The organism is Microvirgula sp. AG722 (assembly GCF_003269145.1).
Lineage (GTDB): Bacteria > Pseudomonadota > Gammaproteobacteria > Burkholderiales > Aquaspirillaceae > Microvirgula > Microvirgula aerodenitrificans.
The window spans coordinates 316,023-334,442 of the sequence record NZ_QLTJ01000003.1 but is presented as its reverse complement, the minus strand read 5'-3'; the positions used below and the strand labels follow the sequence as shown (position 1 = coordinate 334,442).

Annotated in this window: 21 protein-coding genes and 1 tRNA gene; 15 read left to right on the top strand and 7 right to left on the bottom strand. The window is 65.2% G+C overall.

The features are described 5' to 3' along the window. The first annotated feature begins 56 nt into the window (after window positions 1–56). The 8 genes from DFO50_RS07660 (at window position 57) to DFO50_RS07625 (ending at window position 7,747) form a co-directional block, all read left to right on the top strand. Window positions 57–1,442, top strand: a complete 1,386-nt coding sequence (locus DFO50_RS07660; protein WP_028498438.1) for an aspartate aminotransferase family protein — start codon at window positions 57–59, stop codon at window positions 1,440–1,442. Between the two features lie 293 nt (window positions 1,443–1,735). Continuing rightward, the gene (motA, locus tag DFO50_RS07655; protein WP_028498437.1) at window positions 1,736–2,596 is read left to right on the top strand and encodes a flagellar motor stator protein MotA; all 861 of its coding nucleotides are present in this window, start codon (window positions 1,736–1,738) and stop codon (window positions 2,594–2,596) included. Between the two features lie 79 nt (window positions 2,597–2,675). Further along, the gene (gene motB, locus DFO50_RS07650; RefSeq protein WP_112692282.1) at window positions 2,676–3,602 is read left to right on the top strand and encodes a flagellar motor protein MotB; all 927 of its coding nucleotides are present in this window, start codon (window positions 2,676–2,678) and stop codon (window positions 3,600–3,602) included. Then, the gene (locus DFO50_RS07645; protein ID WP_051528701.1) at window positions 3,599–4,321 is read left to right on the top strand and encodes a class I SAM-dependent methyltransferase; all 723 of its coding nucleotides are present in this window, start codon (window positions 3,599–3,601) and stop codon (window positions 4,319–4,321) included. Before motB ends, DFO50_RS07645 begins: the two co-directional genes overlap by 4 nt. After that, entirely contained in the window at window positions 4,318–5,646 is a 1,329-nt protein-coding gene (locus DFO50_RS07640; protein WP_036385288.1) for a hypothetical protein, read from the top strand. Before DFO50_RS07645 ends, DFO50_RS07640 begins: the two co-directional genes overlap by 4 nt. Before the next feature lie 39 nt (window positions 5,647–5,685). Continuing rightward, the gene (locus DFO50_RS07635) at window positions 5,686–6,459 is read left to right on the top strand and encodes an RNA methyltransferase (RefSeq protein ID WP_028498435.1); all 774 of its coding nucleotides are present in this window, start codon (window positions 5,686–5,688) and stop codon (window positions 6,457–6,459) included. A 94-nt stretch (window positions 6,460–6,553) separates the two neighbouring features. Beyond that, the gene (locus DFO50_RS07630) at window positions 6,554–7,114 is read left to right on the top strand and encodes an EF-hand domain-containing protein (protein ID WP_158537417.1); all 561 of its coding nucleotides are present in this window, start codon (window positions 6,554–6,556) and stop codon (window positions 7,112–7,114) included. Window positions 7,115–7,282: 168 nt separating this feature from the next. Then, window positions 7,283–7,747, top strand: a complete 465-nt coding sequence (locus DFO50_RS07625; protein ID WP_199489771.1) for a DUF4442 domain-containing protein — start codon at window positions 7,283–7,285, stop codon at window positions 7,745–7,747. A 2-nt stretch (window positions 7,748–7,749) separates the two neighbouring features. Here the strand turns inward: DFO50_RS07625 and DFO50_RS07620 are convergent, their stop codons facing one another. Beyond that, window positions 7,750–8,343 (bottom strand): arylesterase, encoded by a 594-nt coding sequence (locus tag DFO50_RS07620; protein WP_107888632.1) that lies wholly within the window; start codon window positions 8,341–8,343, stop codon window positions 7,750–7,752. Between DFO50_RS07620 and DFO50_RS07615 the strand changes: the two genes are divergently transcribed. The 6 genes from DFO50_RS07615 (at window position 8,342) to DFO50_RS19135 (ending at window position 13,333) form a co-directional block, all read left to right on the top strand. Further along, window positions 8,342–9,046 carry an ABC transporter ATP-binding protein gene (locus tag DFO50_RS07615; protein ID WP_036385283.1) on the top strand — a complete coding sequence of 235 codons (705 nt, stop codon included), beginning with the start codon at window positions 8,342–8,344 and terminating at the stop codon, window positions 9,044–9,046. The genes DFO50_RS07620 and DFO50_RS07615 overlap by 2 nt on opposite strands. Beyond that, window positions 9,043–11,526, top strand: coding sequence for an ABC transporter permease (locus tag DFO50_RS07610; protein WP_112692281.1), 2,484 nt, complete (start codon window positions 9,043–9,045; stop codon window positions 11,524–11,526). Before DFO50_RS07615 ends, DFO50_RS07610 begins: the two co-directional genes overlap by 4 nt. Before the next feature lie 257 nt (window positions 11,527–11,783). Further along, a complete protein-coding gene (locus tag DFO50_RS19140) occupies window positions 11,784–11,939 on the top strand; it encodes a hypothetical protein (RefSeq protein ID WP_156952477.1) in 156 nt (51 codons plus the stop codon). Window positions 11,940–12,283: 344 nt separating this feature from the next. Further along, window positions 12,284–12,556, top strand: coding sequence for a translation initiation factor IF-1 (infA, locus tag DFO50_RS07605; protein ID WP_028498430.1), 273 nt, complete (start codon window positions 12,284–12,286; stop codon window positions 12,554–12,556). A gap of 369 nt (window positions 12,557–12,925) precedes the next feature. Continuing rightward, on the top strand, window positions 12,926–13,129 hold the full coding sequence (locus DFO50_RS07600) for a cold-shock protein (protein WP_028498429.1): 204 nt from the start codon (window positions 12,926–12,928) through the stop codon (window positions 13,127–13,129). Window positions 13,130–13,237: 108 nt separating this feature from the next. Further along, window positions 13,238–13,333: transfer RNA gene (locus tag DFO50_RS19135), tRNA-Sec, on the top strand. 56 nt (window positions 13,334–13,389) lie between these two features. On the opposite strand, the gene DFO50_RS07595 is transcribed toward DFO50_RS19135, so the two are convergent. The 6 genes from DFO50_RS07595 to DFO50_RS07570 all read right to left on the bottom strand — a co-directional run bounded on the left by DFO50_RS07595 (window position 13,390) and on the right by DFO50_RS07570 (window position 17,344). Next, a complete protein-coding gene (locus tag DFO50_RS07595; RefSeq protein ID WP_107888630.1) occupies window positions 13,390–13,779 on the bottom strand; it encodes a DoxX family protein in 390 nt (129 codons plus the stop codon). Between the two features lie 47 nt (window positions 13,780–13,826). Then, on the bottom strand, window positions 13,827–14,525 hold the full coding sequence (locus DFO50_RS07590) for a pirin family protein (protein ID WP_112692280.1): 699 nt from the start codon (window positions 14,523–14,525) through the stop codon (window positions 13,827–13,829). A 177-nt stretch (window positions 14,526–14,702) separates the two neighbouring features. After that, window positions 14,703–14,912: a cold-shock protein gene (locus tag DFO50_RS07585; protein ID WP_028498426.1), complete on the bottom strand. Its 210-nt coding sequence runs from the start codon at window positions 14,910–14,912 to the stop codon at window positions 14,703–14,705. A gap of 181 nt (window positions 14,913–15,093) precedes the next feature. Next, window positions 15,094–15,636, bottom strand: coding sequence for a DUF2946 family protein (locus DFO50_RS07580; protein WP_028498425.1), 543 nt, complete (start codon window positions 15,634–15,636; stop codon window positions 15,094–15,096). Window positions 15,637–15,642: 6 nt separating this feature from the next. Beyond that, window positions 15,643–16,383 carry a peptidoglycan editing factor PgeF gene (gene pgeF / locus DFO50_RS07575; RefSeq protein WP_107890262.1) on the bottom strand — a complete coding sequence of 247 codons (741 nt, stop codon included), beginning with the start codon at window positions 16,381–16,383 and terminating at the stop codon, window positions 15,643–15,645. 169 nt (window positions 16,384–16,552) lie between these two features. Next, window positions 16,553–17,344 (bottom strand): outer membrane protein assembly factor BamD, encoded by a 792-nt coding sequence (locus DFO50_RS07570; protein ID WP_028498423.1) that lies wholly within the window; start codon window positions 17,342–17,344, stop codon window positions 16,553–16,555. On the opposite strand from DFO50_RS07570, the gene rluD reads away from it, so the two are divergent. Beyond that, window positions 17,343–18,398: a 23S rRNA pseudouridine(1911/1915/1917) synthase RluD gene (gene rluD, locus DFO50_RS07565; protein WP_028498422.1), complete on the top strand. Its 1,056-nt coding sequence runs from the start codon at window positions 17,343–17,345 to the stop codon at window positions 18,396–18,398. The two genes, DFO50_RS07570 and rluD, sit on opposite strands and share 2 nt — an antisense overlap. Window positions 18,399–18,420: the final 22 nt, after the last annotated feature.

Sequence of the window (18,420 nt, the reverse complement as noted above, 5' to 3'; positions counted from 1 at the left end):
GGCCGATCGCGTGCGCCGCCAGTGCCGGACGCGCGCAGAACCGAGAGGAATCGACCATGAGCACGACTGCCCGTTCCACGAATGAATACCGCGAACTCGACGCCGCCCACCACCTGCACCCGTTCAGCGACATGGGATCGCTGAACAGGCAGGGCTCACGCGTCATCGTCAAGGGTGACGGCATCTATCTGTGGGACTCTGAAGGCAACAAGATCACCGACGGCATGGCCGGTCTGTGGTGCGTCAACATCGGCTACGGTCGCAAGGACCTGGCCGAAGTCGCCAGACAGCAGATGGAAGACCTGGCCTATTACAACACTTTCTTCAAGACCACCCACCCGCGCGTGGTCGAACTGTCCACGCTGCTGGCTGAAGTGACCCAGCCCGGCTACCAGCACGTGTTCTATACCAATTCGGGCTCGGAGTCGGTCGATACCGTGATCCGCATGGTTCGCCAGTACTGGTCGATCAAGGGCAAGCCGGGCAAGAAGACGCTGATCTCGCGCTGGAACGGCTATCACGGTTCGACCATCGGCGGCGCCAGTCTCGGCGGCATGACCTATATGCACGAGCAGGGCGACCTGCCGATCCCGGGCATCGCCCATATCGGTCAGCCGTGGTACCTGAAGGAAGGGCGCGACGGCGAGAGCGAGGCGGACTTCGGCCTGCGCGCCGCCAGCTGGCTGGAAGAAAAGATTCTGGAAATCGGCGCCGACAAGGTCGCGGCCTTCGTTGGCGAACCGATCCTGGGCGCGGGCGGGGTGATCATCCCGCCGGCAAGCTACTGGCCGGAAATCGAACGCATCTGCAACAAGTACGACATCCTGCTGGTCGCCGACGAAGTCATTTGTGGCTTTGGCCGTACCGGTGACTGGTTCGGTCACGAACACTTCGGCTTCCGGCCGCACCTGTTCACCATCGCCAAGGGCCTGTCGTCCGGCTACCTGCCGATCGGCGGCGTCATTATCGGTGACGAGGTTGCCCGCACCCTGATCGAAGGCGGCGACTTCAACCACGGCTTCACCTATTCGGGCCACCCGGTCTCGGCCGCCGTCGCCCATGCCAATGTGCGCGCGCTGCGCGACGAGGGCATCGTCGAGCAGGTGAAGAAAGACACCGGCCCGTACATGCAGAAGCGCTGGCGCGAGGCGTTCGGCGGTTTCGAGCACGTGACCGATGTCCGCGGGGTCGGGCTGATCCAGGCCTTCACCTGGGTGAAGAACAAGGCCACGCGTGAAATGTTCGCCGGCAGCGATGACGTCGGCACGCTGTGCCGCGATATCTTCTTCAAGCACAACCTGATCATGCGCGCCTGCGGCGACAGCATGGTCAGCGCGCCGCCGCTGATCATTACCCGCACCGAAATCGACGCCATGCTGTCGACCGCCGTGGAATGCGTCGAGCAGACCGAAAAACTGCTGCAGGAACGCGGACTGGTATAAGCAGATTCTCTCCGGGAGGTCACCTGGTCGTCAGGTCGCCACGTGCGCCCTGACGTTTTTTTTTGTCTTTTCGGACTTGGGTCATGCGGTTTGCAAGGCGACTTTGTTAGAATCTTGCCAGTATTCTTGCGGCATGACAGACGCTGGTTGCAGCGATTTCGGAATTGTCTCTTGTTAGGCCCCATGTTTTCCGCACGGTGGCCGATAACAGACAACGGAGGCCGGCGTGGACCCGATGCAAATACGGTTCGCCTCCTCGTTCACCAGATAAAGAGAAGACGGGATCTCCCTACATGTTCGTTATTATTGGTTACGTCATCGTACTCGGTTGCGTGTTCGGTGGTTTCCTGTTTGCCGGCGGTCACCTGGCCGCCCTGTGGCAGCCTGCAGAGCTGATCATCATCTTCGGCGCGGCGATCGGTTCCACGGTGGTCAGCGGTGGCGGTGCGCCGCTGAAGGCGACCCTGAAAGCAGTGCCGACCCTGTTCAAGGGCGACAAGTACAACAAGGCGCTGTACATGGAGCTGTTCGCGCTGCTGTACGAAGTCCTGACCAAGGTGCGCAAGGAAGGGATGATGTCGATCGAAGCCGATGTCGACGCGCCGCAGGAAAGCCCGATCTTCTCCAAATACCCGATCATCGTCGGTGACCATCACGTCATCGAGTTTGTCTGCGACTACCTGCGACTGATGGTCGGCGGCAACCTGAACCCGTTCGAGATCGAAAACCTGATGGACATCGAAATCGAAACCCACCACCACGAGGCCAGCGTGCCGGCGTCACTGCTGGCCAAGATGGGCGACGGCCTGCCGGCCTTCGGTATCGTGGCGGCGGTGATGGGCGTGGTGCACACCATGGAGTCGGTGGGCATTCCTCCCGCCGAGCTGGGCATGCTGATTGCGGCGGCCCTGGTCGGTACCTTCCTCGGTATTCTGCTGTCCTACGGCTTCATCACGCCGCTGTCGGTACGCCTGGAAAGCAAGGTGGCCGACCTGTCCCGGGTCCTGACCACGGTCAAGGTCACGCTGCTGGCCAGCCTGAACGGCTATGCGCCGCAGGTGGCGGTCGAATTCGGCCGCAAGGCGCTGTACGGCGTCGACCGTCCGAGCTTCCTCGAGCTCGAAGAGCACGTGAAGAGCACCAAGAACCGCTAAGCCCGTGACCGGCCCCGCCTCGGGGCCGTGTTGCATGACGGATCGGCCTGCGGGCCGATCCGCGTAATCCGGAGTCTCCATGGCTGACGAATCGCAACGTCCCATTATCGTCAAACGCATCAAGAAGGGGGGCCACGGCGCCCATGGCGGCGCGTGGAAAATCGCCTACGCCGACTTCGTGACGGCGATGATGGCGTTCTTCCTGCTGATGTGGCTGCTGTCGTCCGTATCGCAGGGCACGCTGGCCGGCATCGCCGAATATTTCAAGACCCCGCTGAAGGTCGCGCTGGCCGGCGGCGAGGGCTCGGGCGACACCACCAGCGTCATCAAGGGCGGCGGTGCCGACGTGACCCGCTCGGCTGGTCAGGTCAAGCGCTCGGACAAGAGCGAGGAACGCCGGCGCGAACGGATGGTGCTGTCCAAGCTGCAGCAGCGTATCTCGCAGGCGATCCAGTCCAGCCCGGAACTGCGCAAGTACCAGAACCAGCTGCTGCTGGAGATGACGCCTGAAGGGCTGCGCGTGCAGATTGTCGACGAGAAGAACCGGCCGATGTTCGACTCCGGCCGCTCGGCGCTGCTGCCGCACACCAAGGTGATCCTGCACGAGCTGGGCAAGATGTTCAACGAAGTGCCGAACCGCCTGTCCATTTCCGGTCATACCGACTCCGCCGCGTACTCCGGCGGCGAAAAGGGCTATTCGAACTGGGAACTGTCGGCCGACCGCGCCAACGCCGCGCGACGCGAGCTGCTTGATGGCGGCATGACCGAGCAGAAGATCCTGCGCGTGGTCGGGCTGGCGGCCGCCAACCCGCTCGATGCCGCCAACCCGTACAACCCGACCAACCGCCGCATCACCATCATCGTGCTGAACAAGCAGAACGAGGAGCAGATCCTCGGCGAGGGAGGAACGCCAAACAACGAGGCCGATGCGCCCGATGCCGCTGCTCCGGTCGTGCCGTCGCCGGCGACGGCGGCCGGTACGGCCAAGGCGGGCCCGCCGCAGTGATCTCGCGCCTGCCGCGCCACCTGGCCGCGTTGCCGCTGGCGGCGCTGCTGGCGTTCGGACTGTCTGCCTCGGTCGCCGTGGCGCCGATCTGGATCGCGCCGCCGCTGACGGTGCTGCTGGCGCTGGCGCTGGGGGCTCGTGGCCTGGTGCTGGCGGTGTATGCACTGTTCTGGCCGCTACTGGTCGGACTGGCATCGCTGGCCCTGCCGGCCTGGGCCTGGGCCCTTGCCGCGCTGGCGCTGTTCGCCGTGTGCCGGCATGCGATGACCGAACGGGTGCCCCTGTTTCTGTCCAGCCGCGCCGCGGTCGATGCCCTGGCCGGCAGCGTGCCGCAGGGCGTGCGTTTCGCCGATCTCGGCGCCGGTACCGGCAGCGTGGTCGTGCCGCTGGCACGGCGCCGGCCCGACCTGACCGTGATCGGTGTCGAGAGTGCCTGGCTGCCCTGGCTGCTGTGCCGCTGGCGCGGTCGCGACCTCGACAACCTCCGGGTGCGCTACGGCGACATCTGGAAGCAGGACTGGCACGGTTTTGACGTGGTCTATGTGTACCTGTCGCCGGCGCCGATGAGCCGGGTCTGGGCACGCTTCCGCAAGGATGCGCCGGCCGATGGCTGCCTGATCAGCAATACTTTTAGCGTCGACGGTGCGCCCCCTGACCGGACCGTGCCGCTCGACGATGCGATGGACTCGCAACTCTATTTCTGGAAGAACCGGCGATGAACCGACTCGAACTGCAACGTTTTGCCGCTCAGCCCTGGCCGGTCATGGGCTTCTCCAGCGAGCACATGGCTGCGCTGGTGATGGCCGACCGCGAGCGACTCAATAGCGTGGATATCGCCAACGTCGTCCTGCACGATCCGCTGCTGGTGTTCCAGCTGCTGCGGCATATCGGTACCGTTGACCGGGCACGGACCCTGACCGATACCGTGTGCGTCGAACATGCGCTGCTGCTGACCGGCGTCGACCCGTTCCTGACCCACTTCGGCCACCTGTCATCGATCGACACCCATCCGGGCATCACCCGCCAGCGCAAGCGCAATGTGGCGGCGCTGCTGGCCCGGGCGCGGCTGGCGGCCCTGCTGGTCAAGGAGTGGCTGTCGATCATCGAAGTGCACAAGGTCGAAGAATTCTTTACCGGCGCGCTGCTGTACAACGTGCCGCTGGCGTTCTACGCCATCGACAACGATCTGGTGCTGGATGGCGATGTCGAGCGTGCCGCCCAGCGCGCGCTGGGCGAGGATTACAGCCTGTTCGTGCGCTCGGTGTTCCAGGCTGCCGGCCTGCCGGCCAAGATGACCGAACTGCTGCTCGGCCAGCAGGACCTGTCGCGTCAGCGTCTGCTGCTGCGGCATGCGATCTACACCGCCAATCACCTTGCCTCCGGCTGGTGGCAGCAGGACCTGCAGTCGCACCTGCGCGGCGTGGCCGGCCTGCTGCTGGTGCCCGAGGACCAGGTATGGGCCAGTGTGGTCCAGTCCTCGCTGACCCTGGCGCGTTCTCCCTATACCCGTGCCTATGCCGACCCGGCCCGCTCGCTGCCGCTGGTGGCCGAACCGCCGCTGGTATCGGAGAACGAATTTCTCGAACTGGACTGGACTGACGACAGCCGTGCCGAAATGGCCCGTTTCGAACTGTCGGTCTGTGATGTCATGCGTCGCATCATCACCGTGTTCGGCGTTGAACGGACGGCCTATTTCCCGATCGGGCCGGACGGCAGCCTGCTGTGCCGCTTCCAGATCGGTTTTGACAGCAAGGACCCGCTGATCAGCGTCCATGTCGACCCGGCCGCCCCCGGCTTCTTTGCCTCGCTGACCGCACGGGCGCAGGCTTTCCGCGCCACGGCCGAGCAGTGGCCGACCCTGACGTCGCGCTACCCGCACCCGTTCTGGGACGCGGCCAGCCCGCTGGGCTGCGTGATGGTGTCGATCTTCCACAATGGCAAACTGGCCGGCGTGCTGTACGCCGACAACAAGGACCGCCACACCGGCATCGACGACGAAATCTATGCCCGGATCAAGCATGCCGCCGGCGCGCTGTCGGCCTGAGGCCGGGGCCGCCGCGCGGCGGTGATACACTTCGCCGCCATGAAACACATCTCCTCGGCGCACAACGATGCGCTCAAGACCCTGGAACGGCTGCTCGGCAAGCCGGCCGAGCGCCGCCGCAGCGGCCTGCTGGCGCTGGAAGGCCTGCATCTGGTTGATGCCTATCTGCGCGCCGGCCACACACTCGATGCCCTGTATCTGCGCGAGGATGCGCTGGCGCATCCCGAAGTCGTCGCCCTGCTGGGCCGGATTGGCACGGCCTGCGACTGTGCAACGGTCAGTGCGCCGCTGCTCGGCAAGGTCAGCGAGCTGAGCTCGCCGCCGGAAGTGGTGGCGGTGGCGCGCATCCCGCAGGCGATGGCGGTGGCCGATCCGTCCTGCATCCTGCTCGATGACGTCCAGGACCCCGGCAACCTCGGCACCCTGCTGCGGACCGCGGCGGCCGCCGATGTGCGCAGCGTATACCTGTCACGCGGCTGCGCCGATGTCTGGGCCGGCAAGACGCTGCGTGCCGGCATGGGCGCACAGTTCGCCCTCGCCATTCATGAGCGTGCCGACCTGCCGGCCGTGCTGTCGGCCTTCGACGGACGCCGGCTGGTGACCCATCTGTCCGGCAGCGTGCCGCTGTGGCAGCTGGACCTGCGCGGACCGTGCGCATTCGTGTTCGGCAACGAGGGGGCCGGTGTGTCCGGGGCCGTGCTGGCCGAAGCCGGCGACCGGGTGCGCATCCCGATGCCGGGCGAGGCCGAGTCGCTGAATGTCGCCGCGGCCGCCGCCATCTGCCTGTTCGAGCGCGTGCGCCAGCGCGGCTGATTGTTTTTCTGCACACTCTCTCCTTATTTTCCTCATATTTGCACCATATAGGATGGGTAATCTGGTTCCGTCACCCAAACAAGGAGAGTCAGACATGAAACGCCATCTGCTCGTTACCGCACTGGCCGCCGCCGTTCTTTCCACCGCCGCCTTTGCTGCCGCCCCGGCCGACAACGGCGACATGATGATGCCGCGCCATGGTCGTCACCACGACATGGACAAGAAGGACTTCGAGCGCATGCGCGCCGATTTCCTCGCCCGGGTCGATACCAACAAGGACGGCAAGATCAGCCGCAGCGAAGCCGAAGCCAATGCCCCGCATCTGGCCGTGCTGTTCGACGCCATCGACACCAACAAGGATGGTCAGCTGACGCAGGAAGAGCTGGATACCTTCCACAAGAAGATGCAGGAAGCCCGCGACAGCGAACGCAAGCATTTCCTCGATGCCCGCTTTACCCGCCTCGATACCAACAAGGACGGTTTCATCAGCAAGGCCGAGGCCAGGGGCGACCGCTTCCTGGAACGTCGCTTTGACCAGATCGACACCAACAAGGACGGCAAGATCTCCAAGGCCGAGTTCGCCATTGCTGCCGACGGATTCGGTCGCCAGGGCGGCCTGCGTCACGGCGGTCCCGGTTTCGGCCCCGGCTTCTGATCCGGTGGTCTGCCTGATTGCATCCAGTCCCTTCCGTCCCCGCCGCTGCGGGGGCAGGGAACAGTCTGGCGCCGGCACGGTATCGTGCCGGCGCTTTTTCGTTCCCGCTTGACGTTGGGGGTGGTGCAGGCAATGATGGGAAAATTAAAACGACCGTTCTATTTTCCCATGACCCTGTCGCCGCGCGTACTGAAGACCGTGATCAACCTGTGGCCGCCGTTCCTGGGCGCGGGCATCCGCATCGAACATATCGACCCGTGCTGGGCGTCGGTCGACGTCGCACTGCGGCTGGGACGGCTGAACAGGAACTATGTCGGCGTGCATTTCGGCGGCAGCCTGTACGCGATGACGGATCCGTTCTTCATGCTGATCCTGATCCAGCGGCTGGGGCGGGACTACATCGTCTGGGACCGGGCCGGCCGCATCGACTACCTGAAGCCGGGGCGGGGCACGGTCAGGGCGCGCTTCAGCATCAGCGATGCACAGCTGGACGACATCCGCGCCCGCACCGCCAGTGGTGACAAATACCTGCCCGAACTCGGTGTTGACGTGCTGGACGCCAGCGGCGAGGTGGTCGCCCGGGTGGTCAAGACGCTGTATATCCGCCGCAAGGACAAGGGCGGCGGCGCCTGACGCTACAGCAGCGGGCGCAGCCTGGGTTCGACCAGTTTGACGATCAGCGGCTGTGCCGCCGCGACCGGATGGATGCCGTCATTCTGGAACAGCGCGGCATTGGCGCCGAAACCGGCGACCAGCGACGGCACCAGCGGCACTTTCTGCTGCCGGGCCAGGCCGGTGTATACGGCGGCAAAGTCGCGGGTGTAGCGCTGGCCGTAGTTCGGCGGCAGCTCGATGCCGGCCAGCAGCGGTCGGGCATGCTGCTGGCGGACCAGTGCCACCATGCTGGCCAGATTGGAACGCAAGGCGTCGAGCGGCAGCCCGCGCAGTCCATCGTTGCCGCCGAGTGCCAGAACCACCACATCCGGTTTATGCTGGGCCAGGGCGGCCGGCAGCCGCGTCAGCCCGCCGGCGCTGGTTTCCCCGGACTGGCTGGCATTGATGACGCGATGTTTCGGCCCCAGATCCCGCGCCAGCAGGCTGACCCAGCCTTCACCCGGACGCAGTCCGTAGCCGGCAGACAGAGAATCACCGAATACCATGACCGTGGCGGCTTGCGCCTGCACGGCCAGCCAGCACCCCAACAACAACAGCAGAAAGCGAATGCGCATGTCGACTCCTTCCGAACCCCGGACCATTGTGCGAGCCAGCGGGCTGTCCCGGCAAGTCGAGTTGGGTGCGGAAACCCTGACCCTGCTGTCAGGGCTCGACCTCGACGTCGAGGCCGGCGACACGCTGGCGATCGTCGGTCGTTCCGGTTCCGGAAAGTCGACCCTGCTGGCCCTGCTGGCCGGACTGGATTTGCCGACGGCGGGCGATGTCTGGCTGGCCGGGGAATCACTGACCGGACTCAGCGAAGACGGGCGGGCGCGGCTGCGCCAGCGCGCGGTCGGCTTCGTGTTCCAGAATTTCCAGCTGCTGCCGGCGCTGACCGCACTGGAAAACGTCATGCTGCCGCTGGAACTGGCTGGCCGGCGCGATGCGCGCGAACAGGCGGCCGCCCTGCTGGAGCGGGTCGGGCTGGCCGATCGCCAGCGGCATCGCCCGCGCGAACTGTCTGGCGGCGAGCAGCAGCGGGTCGCACTGGCGCGCGCCTTTGTCGCCGAACCGGCCGTGCTGTTCGCCGACGAGCCGACCGGCAATCTCGATGCCGATACCGGCGCCATGATCACCGACCTGCTGTTCGAACTGAACCGTGAGCGTGGCACCACCCTGATCCTGGTCACCCATGACGATACGCTGGCCGCGCGCTGCCGCCGCGTGGTCCGGCTCGACCACGGCCGCCTGCACGAAGAAACCCGGGAGGCGGCATGATCGGCCTTGCCTGGCGCATGGCCTGGCGCGAACTGCGCGCCGGCGATCTGGTGGTGTTGCTGGCAGCCGTGGCGGTCGCCGTGGCTGCCCTGGCCAGCGTGACCCTGCTGGGTGACCGCACCGGCCGGGCACTGGAAAGCCGGGCGCGAGAACTGCTGGCCGCCGATCTGGTGATCAATGCCGACCATGTACCGCGCGCAGGACTGGCGGCGGCAGCAGGGCGTTATCGGCTGGAAACCGGGCTGACGGCCACGCTGCCGTCGATGGCCTTCGCCGGCGGCATGCCGCAACTGGTGACGCTGAAGGGCGTCAGTGCAAACTGGCCGCTGCGCGGCGAAGTCACCCTCGGTGACGGCGCAAGCCGGCACAGCGGTCGTCAGGCGCCGGCCAGCGGCACGGCCTGGGCCGACCCGCGGCTGCTGAACCGGCTCGGGCTCAAGGTTGGTGACACGCTGTCGCTCGGTGACCGGGCCTTCCGCCTCGCTGCCGTGCTGGAACGGGAGCCCGACGGGGCGCTCGACCTGTACAACTTCGTGCCGCGCGTCATCATCAATCAGGCCGACCTGCCGTCGACCGGGCTGCTGCAGGAAGGCAGCCGGGTGCGCTGGCGGCTGCTGCTGGCCGGCAAGCCGGCGGATGTCGCCGCGTTTGCCGCGTCGGTACGGCCCGGACTGGCGCGAGGAGAGCGGATCGAGGATATCCGCGAAGCGCGGCCGGAAATCCGTTCCGCGCTGGAACGCGCCAGCCGCTTTCTCGGTCTGACCGCACTGGCGGCTGTCTGTCTGGCCGCCGCTGCCGTGGCGCTGGCCGCCCGGCACTGGCTGATGCGGCAGACGCGGGCTGCCGCCGTGCTGTCGACGCTGGGGGCGACCTATCGCCTCCGGCTGCTGGTCTTTGGCGGGCAACTGGCGCTGGTGGCATTCGGGGCCTCGCTGCTTGGTCTGCTGGCCGGTGGCTTGACCCAGTCCCTGCTGGCGGCACAACTGACGGCCTGGTCCGGCGCCGCCCTGCCGCCGGCCGGCATTGGGACCTGGCTGCTGGCTCCGGCGATCGGCGTCGTGCTGGTGGCCGGCTTTGCCTTGCCGCCACTGCTGGCGCTGATCCGGACGCCGGCGATGGCCGCGCTGCGCGCCGGGCTGTCGACCTCGACATCCGGCCGGCTGGCGGGGGGCATGGCACTGGCCGCGCTGGCCTGGCTGGCATGGGTGGCCATTGGCGATGCTGGCCTGGCCGCCTGGGGGCTGGGCGGCTTCGTGGTGTTCATGGCCGTGGTCTGGCTGGTGGTGCGCAGCCTGCTGGCCCTGCTGGTACGCCTGCCGGCGCGCGGCGTCGGCTTCCGTTACGGACTGGGCCTGCTTGGGCGGCGGCCGTGGCTGGCCAGCCTGCAGGCCGGGGCGCTGGCGGTCGGCACCATGGCCCTGCTGACCGTGGCCGTGGTGCGCGGCGACCTGCTCGATGCCTGGCAGCGCCAGTTGCCGGTCGACGCGCCCAACCGCTTTGCCATCAATATCCAGCCGGAACAGCGTGCGCCATTTGCCGCGTCGCTGCGGACGCTGGGCCTGGGTACGCCCGAGATTGCACCAATGGCGCGCGCGCGGCTGCTGGCCATCGACGGCCGGCCGATCCGTGCCGACCAGTATCCGGACGAGCGGGCGCGCAATCTGGCCGAGCGCGAATTCAACCTGTCATGGCGTCCCGGCGTCCCGGCGTCGAACCGGATCACGGCGGGTGAATACTGGACTGCCGCCACAGCGGGCAAGCCGGCCTTTTCGGTCGAGACCGGGCTGGCGAATACACTGGGTATCCGCCTTGGCAGCCGGCTGGCCTTCGACGTGGCCGGCCGCCGGGTCGAGGCGCCGGTCACCAGCCTGCGCGAGGTGCGCTGGGACTCGTTCCAGGTCAACTTCTTCGTTCTCGCCAGCCCTGGCCTGCTGGACGATACGCCGGCCAGCTATGTGTCCAGCTTCTATCTGCCTGCCGCTGCGGTGAAGCCGTTCGAGCGGGCCTCGACTGCCTTCTCCAATGTCACCGTGGTCGATGTCAGCGCGATTCTGGCGGAAGTCAGGGCGCTGATCGACCGGCTGGCTCAGGTGATCGAATTCCTGTTCCTGTTCACCCTGGCGGCAGGCGGCATCACCCTGCTGGCGGCGACGGTGGCGACGCAGGCGGAACGCACCCGCGATGCCGTCCTGCTGCGGACGCTGGGGGCGACGCGACGCCAGCTGGTCGCCGTACTGATGGCCGAATTCGTCTGGCTGGGTGTGCTGGCCGGCACACTGGCCGCCGCCGGCGCCAGTACGCTGGCCATGGTGCTGGGCCGTCAGGCGCTGGATGTCGATATCGGCGTGAATCCGTGGCTGTTCGTCCATGGCGTGGCCATGGCGGGCGGGGCGGCGCTGCTGGCCGGCGCCTGGGCGGTGTCCCGGGTACTGAACCGGCCGCCGGCACGAAAACTGCGGGAGATCGCTGTCGACAGCTGATTATCAAACCGGAAAACACTGCCTGACCGGCAAAAAACCACACTTTTATCTGATATTTCCCGGCGCGTTTTCGGACTCTTCCTGCATACAGGGCCGCAGGGCGCGACTAGCCTCTCTGGGATCGCGGGACTGACCGCCCCTACCGGCGCGGCACCCGGCCATGTCAGGGAGACGGTGTGCTTGAATACCGGATAGGAACGATCGTACAGCTCCCCTCGGGGAAGACGGCGACGATAGTCGAGCTGCGATGTCAGTCGATGGTGCTGCGAACTTTCGACTTCGAACTGGTCGAGCTGACGCGGGAGTTCGTCAAGAAAATGCCCGTGCTGATGCACGTCGTGCCACCGCTGAGCGGGCGCGCGGCGCGCATCCGCCAGCGCTACGAGGACGCGCTGGGCACGCAGCGGCGCTAGCGGGAAGGGGGCGCTGCCGCAGCGCGCGAATCCGGCCTTGTGTCAAGTGGCCGCTCGCAATGTATAATACCGGGTACATCAACTTTTGATGTGGCACGAATGGTTGCATTTCCCGCCGCTGCCTGTCCTCTTCCTGTAGGGATAAGTCACTGGCCCGTTTCTGCGAACCATCACGATCGCAACGCGGCGTTTCACCTGACTTTCCCCCCCGCTGCAACTGACGCATTCAGCAGTCGAACGCGAACCCGCCCCGGGTTGTCGATGTCATGACGGCCGGTCGGCTTTGCGCGACTTTACTATCTGCTTCCCGCTGATCAAGCAGCCGGGAGCGAACAAGGAACATTATGGCTAAAGAAGAACTGATTGAAATGGAAGGCATCGTTGAAGAAGTTCTGCCGGATACCCGCTTCCGGGTCAAGCTGAACAACGGACACGAGATTTCCGCCTACGCGTCCGGCAAGATGAAGAAGCACCGCATTCGCGTGCTGGCCGGTGACCGCGTGACCGTCGAGATGTCGCCCTACGACCTGAGCAAAGGCCGGGTCCGCTTCCGTCACAAGGAAGAACGTCCCCATGTCCCTGCATCCAACAACTCGTCCTACAACGGCCGCCGCTGATCCGCTAACGCCGCCAGACCAGACGTACAGACAGCCCGTCGACACGACGGGCTTTCCTTTTCTGATAATTCCTGGCGTATTGCGATAGCCTGCGGCGCCCCGCTGGGGTAGACTTGCGGCGCAGTTCGGCGGGGGATCACGCCTCGCCCGTCTTTCCGCTCTTCGCGGGGCAGAAAGATGAAAAAAAGTGTTGACCCGGGTTTCTGACCCGCGTATAACTTTCCGCGCAAGAGTTTCAAGGTTGTGGAGTTTGGTTCAATTGCAGTTTCCGCCCGTCGGTACTTCAGGTTCATATTCCCTTCTTGATTTCTGTGTTTTCGCTGTACACATAATGTGTAGGGCATAATTTTTATCTTTAAGGAAGATAATATGGAAACCGGTACCGTTAAATGGTTCAACGACGCTAAGGGCTTTGGCTTCATCACTCCGGACGCGGGCGGTGACGATCTGTTCGCTCACTTCTCCGAAATCGCCGGCAACGGCTTCAAGACCCTGGCCGAAGGCCAGAAGGTCAGCTACGTGTCCGGCCGTGGCCAAAAGGGCCCGCAAGCCACCAAGATCCAGCCGCTGTAATACGCTGTAATACAGCCTGAATCCAACCCCCTGTCACGCATGGCGTGACAGGGGGTTTTTCTTTGTGGGTGCAGGCTATGCCGGTATAATCACGGCCTTGCAGGCAAGGGTAGGAAGGCGTCCCCGGTGGGGCGACCGGTCTTCAAAACCGAGTTGGGGCCGCCAGCGGTCCCGGGTGGGTTCGACTCCCATTTCCTACCGCCAGAACATGAAGAAAGCCGGACCTGGAAAGGTCCGGCTTTCTCTTTTCTGTCGCAGGCCTACGCGGCTTGCCTGCGGTTGAAGTCCCAGTTTGCCATGTGGATCAGGCCACCGGCCATGGCCAGGTTCTTCAGGAACATCAGCTGCTGAATCTCCGCCGCTTCCGGCGCCGCTGCCCAGAAGGCATGGAAGACTGGCGTGATGGCCAGAGTGAACAGGGCCAGCAGTGCCGCGCTGTAACGGACCTGGAAGCCCAGCGCCAGCGCGATGCCGCCACCGAGCTCGACCACGGTGGCCAGCACCAGCAGCACGGCGGGGAACGGCAGGCCCATCGAGGCCATCCAGGCCGTCGTACCGGCGAAGCCGGTAATCTTGCCGAAGCCGGAGATGATGAAGATAACGGCCATCAGAATGCGGGCGATGGCGAACAGCGGTGCGTTGCGGGTCATGACTGGATTCCTGGTAAAAGCGCGATGAGCAGGGCGAAACGCCTGATTCAGCGCAGATCAAACAGCAGCACTTCGCTGTCCTGGACCGATTCCAGATCGAGCCGGGCTTCGTCCTCGATAAACAGCCCGTCTCCTTCGTCGAGCGGCAGCCCGTTGACAGTCAGCGAGCCCCGGGCCAGTTGCAGATAACCGCGTCGCCGGGCCGGCAGTGCATGGGTCAGGCGTGCGCCGGCACTGAAACGACCGGCATGCAGGCGCGCATCCTGGTGTATCGCGACGGCGGCGCCTTCGCCGGCCGGCGCTGCGATCAGCGCCAGCCTGCCGGCCAGTGCCGCCGGGTCGAGCCGGGTCTGTTCGTAGCTCGGCGGATAGCCGTCACGGTCCGGCTGGATCCATATCTGGTAGAAATGCACGCAGTGGCTTTCCGATGCATTGAACTCGCTGTGCATCACACCGGTGCCGGCACTCATGCGCTGGACGTCGCCATGCATCATCACCGAACCGTTGCCGAGGCTGTCGCGGTGCTCGAGCTGGCCGTCCAGCACATAGCTGATGATTTCCATGTCGCGGTGGCCGTGCCGGCCGAAGCCCTGGCCCGGCGATACCACGTCATCATTGATGACCAGCAGGTCCGAATAGCCGTCGAAACGGGGATTGCGGTATTGGCCGAAGGAGAAGGTGTGGCGGCTGGACAGCCAGCCGAACTCGGCGACGCCCCGGTCTTCCGCACGTCTGATTGTCAGCATGATGCCCTCCTGGCGTCTGTTTCCTGAGTGAATGGACGCATGTTACGCACAGCAAAATCGGGAAGATAGCGAAAGAATCGGTTCAGATTGTTCAATTTTATTGAACGTTATTTCCAGGATGGGCAGGCGAAAAAAAACCGCGGACGATGCCGCGGTTCTCTCTGGGCCGGGAGGGGCCTACAGCTTCTGGATATTGGCTGCGGCGATGCCCTTGGGGCCGGTCTTGGTTTCATACTCGACCCGGTCGCCTTCGGCGAGCGTCCGGAAACCCTTGCTCTGGATTTCCGAGAAGTGGGCGAACAGATCGTCGCCGCCTTCGTCCGGAGTAATGAAGCCGAAGCCCTTGGTTTCGTTAAACCATTTCACCGTACCGGTTTGCTTGCTCATGAACTACGTTCCCTAAACGTCAGACAGAAACCCGCCCGTACCGTGGTTCCACGGCGGGCGTGGCAGGCCGAGGAAGGCCTGATTCGCGGATAGTAGCGTTGTGCCGGAGCGGGAGCAAGAGGGGCCGGGCAGTGACAGGATTCTGCCCGTATGCGATGTGGCGGCGGTGGTCGGAGCCGGCTCAGTCCGGCTGCGGATCGCGGACGAATCCGCCCCGTTCCGGTACCGTGGCGGCATCGACGGCGTGCAGCGGCAGCTGCAGATCCGCAAGTCGTACATGCCAGCCGTCGATCTTCCCTGCCAGCAGCATGGCTTCGTCGCCGGGGTGGCCATCGGCGGCCAGAAAATCGGCGCGGGCAAGATCACGGCCGTCGAGCAGGGCGACCCGGCCCGGACCGGCATACAGGAACAGGTCGCCCTCTGCGGTCAGCCATGCTTCGTGCGGCAGCAGGGCAGTATCGGGGCGGGTCTGCAGCCCGGGGGCGAGTCGGGCCACGAACGGCGCCGCCCCGAGGCGGGCAAATACCCGTTGCGGACCATTCTGGAAAAACCAGGCGCCCTGTGCGTCCGGCTGGTAGTTGCGGGCGATAAAGGCCAGCGTGGCCGGGTGATCGAGTCGCGCATCGCGTATCCACCAGTGGCCGCGCGCATCGAGCGTCAACCAGCCGTAGACGTCAGGGACGTTCGGCCATCTGGCCAGGGCGCGATGCACGATGTCGTCCATCGCTGTTCAGCCCTCCAGCCAGATCAGCGATACCATGCGGCCGGTCACGCGGTCGCGGCGGTAGGAAAAGAAGCGGTCACGATCGGTCACCGTGCAGTGCTCGCCGCCATGGACGGCGGTGATGCCGAGCCGGGCCAGACGCCGGCGGGCCAGCAGGTAGATGTCGGCCAGATATTTTCCGTCCGGTATGGCGTGAAAGGCCTGTGCGGCATCCGCATCCCGGGAAACAAAGGCGGCGCGGACCTCGGCGCCGACCTCGAAGGCATCGGGGCCGATGGCCGGCCCGAGCCAGGCCTGCAGCTCGCCGGCCGGACGCTGCATCGCCTCGACCGTGGCCTCGATCACGCCATCGCACAGGCCGCGCCAGCCGGCATGGGCTGCGCCGACCACGCTGCCGGCGCGATCACTGAGCAGGACCGGCAGGCAGTCGGCGGTCATGATGGCGCACACCGCACCTGGGCCCCGGGCGATGCTGGCGTCAGCGGCCGGCGGTTCGCTGGTGGAGACCGTGGCGGCATCGACCACGGTCGTGCCATGTACCTGGTTCAGCCAGGCCGGTTCGACCGGCACATGCAGGCGCAGCGAGGCGCGGTTGGCGGCCACCGCAACCGGGTCGTCGCCGACATGGGTGCCGACATTGAAGCCGGTATACGGGCCGGTGCTGACTCCGCCGGTCCGTGTGGTGATCAGGGTCCGGACGTGCGGCGGAGCGGGCCAGTCGGCGAGAAGGGAAGAGAGGGTCTGCATGGCGATGGCCGGGGTGACCGGCAAGGTGATGAACGGGAATGGACGACCGGAGCGGGGCTTGTGGCCGCGCACGGGCGTGCTCGAACCTTACCATGCGGGTCGGCGGGACGCGACGAAACGACGGCCGGGGGGGAAGTCCGGCCGTCGTTTCATCATCGGGAACCTGCTGTTACCAGAACTGGTACCAGGGCACCTGACGCGGGGTCCAGTTCTTTTCCAGATACTGGCTGTTCGGGTAGTTCTTCGCCAGCACGCGCTTGCTGTCGTCGCTCAGCTGGGGCTGCCCGAGCTTGTCGTAGGCGGTGACCATGATGGCCAGCGCTTCTTCGACGAACGGCGTGTCGGAGAATTCCTTCACCATGTTCTGGGCGCGGTTTGCTGCCGCGATGTAGGCACCGCGGCGCATGTAGTAGCGCGACACGAACAGGTCATGCTCGGCCAGACCGTAAACCAGATTGGTCATCTTTTCCCGCGCATCGGGCGCATACTTGCTGTCCGGGAAGCGGGTAACCAGCTCGTTGAATGCCAGGTAGGATTCACGGGCGGCCTTCGGGTCACGCTCGGCACGGTCCTGTCCGGTGTACTTGGCCAGGATGCCGCCGTCCTCGTTGTAGTTGATCAGGCCCTTAAGGTAATAGATGTAGTCGACGTTCGCATGCGCCGGGTGCAGCTTGATGAAACGGTCGCAGGCAGCCAGCGCCAGCGCAGGCTCCTGGTCCTTGAAATGCGCGTAGGCCAGGTCCATCTGGGCCTGTTGCGCATACCGTCCGTACGGGAAGCGCGCCTCCAGCGTTTCGTAGAGCTTGATCGACCGCGTATAATTTCCGCTGTTCAGCTCGTCATGCGCTTCATAATAGAGCTTTTCCACCGGCCAGCCGCGCGTCTCGTCGTTCGGCTCGGACGAACTGGCGCAGCCGGCCAGGCCCGCCACAATCAGCATCACAACCGCAATATTTTTCATGACCGATCTCGTTGCAAAGTTCGACGATTATAACGATATCGTCGAATCTCGTGTCCTCAGCATACCGGCCGAATTGGCCGGGGACCGTCTTGATGCCGCTCTTGCCGCACTGATCACCGATCAGTCGCGCAGCCGGCTGTCGCAATGGATCAAGGATGGCCATGTGCGAGTGGACGGTCTTACCGTTACGGTACCCAAAACGCGGGTCATCATTGGCCAGCAAATCGAAGTGGATGAACAGCTGTCACAGGAAGAACTGGCATTTGCGCCGGAAGACCTCGACATCCCCATCGTGTATCAGGACGACCACATCCTCGTGGTCGACAAACCCGCCGGCATGGTGACCCATCCCGGCAGCGGCAACTGGAGCGGCACCCTGCTCAACGGGCTGCTTTTCCACGTGCCGGCGCTGCGTTTCGTACCGCGTGCAGGCATTGTCCACCGGCTCGACAAGGATACCAGCGGTCTGCTGGTGGTCGCCAAGACCGTGGCCGCGCAGCTGGACCTGATCCGTCAGCTGCAGGCCCGCACGGTCAAGCGCCACTACCGCGCCATCGCCTGCGGTGACGTGGCGGGCGACATTACCGTCAACCAGCCGATCGGTCGCGATCCGCGCAACCGGATCAAGATGGCGGTGCTGTCGCACGGCGGCAAGCCGGCCATCACCCATGTCCGGCCGCTGGAACGCTTCGAGCATCACACGCTGGTCGAGTGCCGGCTGGAAACCGGCCGCACGCACCAGATTCGCGTGCACATGGCCCATATCGGCTGCCCGCTGGCTGCCGATCCGGTGTACGGCAACCCCCGTCTGCCGGCCACGCCGGAAGTGCGCGGCGCGCTGGCTGATTTTGGCCGCCAGGCGCTGCACGCGGCCAGGCTGGCGCTGATCCATCCGGACAGCAAGAAGCTGATGGGCTGGCGTTCGCGCATTCCTGACGACATGCAGGAGCTGATCGCCGTGCTGCGTGACGGCACGCTGGTGGATGATGACGACGACTGGGACGAGGAAGACGACGAGCTCAATGGCTGGGAAGTCGTCTACACCAAGGACTGACAGTCGCTGCATGTCAGCGTAA

Coding starts and splice junctions, on each gene's coding strand:
- DFO50_RS07625 (WP_199489771.1), top strand. CDS start 7,283: ATGACCCTGTCGCCGCGCGTACTGAAGACCGTGATCAACCTGTGGCCG.
- DFO50_RS07600 (WP_028498429.1), top strand. CDS start 12,926: ATGGAAACCGGTACCGTTAAATGGTTCAACGACGCTAAGGGCTTTGGC.
- DFO50_RS07585 (WP_028498426.1), bottom strand. CDS start 14,912: ATGAGCAAGCAAACCGGTACGGTGAAATGGTTTAACGAAACCAAGGGC.
- DFO50_RS07580 (WP_028498425.1), bottom strand. CDS start 15,636: ATGGACGACATCGTGCATCGCGCCCTGGCCAGATGGCCGAACGTCCCT.
- DFO50_RS07570 (WP_028498423.1), bottom strand. CDS start 17,344: ATGAAAAATATTGCGGTTGTGATGCTGATTGTGGCGGGCCTGGCCGGC.
- motA (WP_028498437.1), top strand. CDS start 1,736: ATGTTCGTTATTATTGGTTACGTCATCGTACTCGGTTGCGTGTTCGGT.
- DFO50_RS19140 (WP_156952477.1), top strand. CDS start 11,784: ATGGTGCTGCGAACTTTCGACTTCGAACTGGTCGAGCTGACGCGGGAG.
- rluD (WP_028498422.1), top strand. CDS start 17,343: ATGACCGATCTCGTTGCAAAGTTCGACGATTATAACGATATCGTCGAA.
- DFO50_RS07610 (WP_112692281.1), top strand. CDS start 9,043: ATGATCGGCCTTGCCTGGCGCATGGCCTGGCGCGAACTGCGCGCCGGC.
- pgeF (WP_107890262.1), bottom strand. CDS start 16,383: ATGCAGACCCTCTCTTCCCTTCTCGCCGACTGGCCCGCTCCGCCGCAC.
- DFO50_RS07640 (WP_036385288.1), top strand. CDS start 4,318: ATGAACCGACTCGAACTGCAACGTTTTGCCGCTCAGCCCTGGCCGGTC.
- DFO50_RS07590 (WP_112692280.1), bottom strand. CDS start 14,525: ATGCTGACAATCAGACGTGCGGAAGACCGGGGCGTCGCCGAGTTCGGC.
- DFO50_RS07635 (WP_028498435.1), top strand. CDS start 5,686: ATGAAACACATCTCCTCGGCGCACAACGATGCGCTCAAGACCCTGGAA.
- motB (WP_112692282.1), top strand. CDS start 2,676: ATGGCTGACGAATCGCAACGTCCCATTATCGTCAAACGCATCAAGAAG.
- infA (WP_028498430.1), top strand. CDS start 12,284: ATGGCTAAAGAAGAACTGATTGAAATGGAAGGCATCGTTGAAGAAGTT.
- DFO50_RS07615 (WP_036385283.1), top strand. CDS start 8,342: ATGTCGACTCCTTCCGAACCCCGGACCATTGTGCGAGCCAGCGGGCTG.
- DFO50_RS07660 (WP_028498438.1), top strand. CDS start 57: ATGAGCACGACTGCCCGTTCCACGAATGAATACCGCGAACTCGACGCC.
- DFO50_RS07630 (WP_158537417.1), top strand. CDS start 6,554: ATGAAACGCCATCTGCTCGTTACCGCACTGGCCGCCGCCGTTCTTTCC.
- DFO50_RS07620 (WP_107888632.1), bottom strand. CDS start 8,343: ATGCGCATTCGCTTTCTGCTGTTGTTGTTGGGGTGCTGGCTGGCCGTG.
- DFO50_RS07595 (WP_107888630.1), bottom strand. CDS start 13,779: ATGACCCGCAACGCACCGCTGTTCGCCATCGCCCGCATTCTGATGGCC.